The organism is Xanthomonas sp. SHU 166, assembly GCF_000364685.1.
GTDB lineage: Bacteria > Pseudomonadota > Gammaproteobacteria > Xanthomonadales > Xanthomonadaceae > Xanthomonas_A > Xanthomonas_A sontii.
The window spans coordinates 1-1,529 of the sequence record NZ_AQOJ01000152.1; the positions used below are offsets into that span (position 1 = coordinate 1).

Annotated in this window: 1 protein-coding gene and 1 pseudogene; both read left to right on the plus strand. The window is 70.0% G+C overall.

The window, feature by feature from the left end; all coding sequences use genetic code 11:
* A pseudogene (locus D180_RS05755) lies at positions 1-167 on the plus strand (BrkB protein); the annotation flags it as partial.
* A 71-nt stretch (positions 168-238) separates the two neighbouring features.
* Positions 239-1,529 (plus strand): DNA primase (gene dnaG / locus D180_RS05760; RefSeq protein ID WP_043090537.1); only part of this gene is annotated, 1,291 nt, incomplete at its 3' end.

Below are 1,529 nucleotides of genomic sequence, written 5' to 3' on the forward strand. Positions count from 1 at the left end.
TGGGCGCGCTGGTGATCCTGCTGGTGTGGATCTACTACGCCACCGTGGTGTTCTTCGTCGGCGCGCTGATCACCGCGGTGATCGACGAGCGGCTGCGCTCGCACAGCAAGCTCGTCGCGGCCGGGATCGACCCGCGCAGCGCTGCGCAGGCACCGCCGGCGCCCTGACCGCACGGTGCTGAACCACACGCAGGCCGCGCGGCCAGCGTGACGGCGCACGCGCGTGGCATCCTATGCGGATGGCCCGCATCCCCGACGCATTCATCGACGACCTGCTCGCACGCACCGACATCGTCGAGGTGATCGGCACGCGCGTGCCGCTGAAGCGCCAGGGCAAGGAATACGCGGCGCGCTGCCCGTTCCACGACGAGCGCTCGGCCTCGTTCACGGTGTCCCCGACCAAGCAGTTCTACCACTGCTTCGGCTGCGGCGCGCACGGCACCGCGATCAGCTTCCTGATGAACTACGATCGCCTCGAATTCCTCGACGCGGTCGACGAGCTGGCCAAGCGCGCCGGCATGGAAATCCCGCGCGACGCCCAGCAGCGCGGTGCCGCCCAGGCCGCCGGCGACGACCATCGCGACCTGTACTCCGCGCTGGAAGCGGCGGCCAAGTTCTTCCAGCGCCATTTCGACGGCAGCGAGAAGGCGCGCGCCTACCTGGACGGCCGCGGCGTGGACGCCGAAAACCGCGCGCGCTTCCAGATCGGCTACGCCCCGGACGGCTACAGCGCGCTCAAGGACGCGCTGGGCACCGACGAGCGCCGGCTCAAGCTGCTCGACCGCGCCGGGCTGTTCTCCAAGAACGACCGCGGCCACGTCTACGACAAGTTCCGCGACCGGGTGATGTTCCCGATCTTCGACCGCCGCGGCCGGGTCATCGCCTTCGGCGGCCGCGTGCTCGACAAGGACGACGGCCCCAAGTACCTGAACTCGCCGGAAACCGCGCTGTTCCACAAGGGCCGCGAGCTGTACGGCCTGTGGCAGGTGCGCCAGGCCAACCAGAAGATCGAGCGGCTGATCGTGGTCGAGGGCTACATGGACGTGGTCTCGCTGTTCCAGTTCGGCGTCACCCAGGCGGTGGCGACGCTGGGCACCGCGACCACGCCGGACCATGCCGAACTGCTGTTCCGCAACGCGCCGGACGTGTTCTTCTGCTTCGACGGCGACGCCGCCGGCCGCCGCGCCGGCTGGAAGGCGCTGGAATCGGTGCTGCCGCGGATGAAAGACGGGCGTCAGGCGTTCTTCCTGTTCCTGCCCGATGGCGAGGATCCGGACACCATCGTGCGCAAGGAAGGCGCCGCGGCCTTCGACGCGCGCCTGGTCCAGGCCACGCCGCTGTCGCAGTTCTTCTTCGACGAACTCTCGCGCGAGATCAACCTCGGCACGCTCGACGGCAAGGCGCGCCTGGCCGAACGCGCGCGGCCGATGCTGGCGCAGATTCCCGACGGCGCCTTCGGCGACCTGATGCGCCAGCGCCTGGCCGAACTCACCGGCATCGGCGCCGCCGCACCGGCAGTCGCCACGGCCG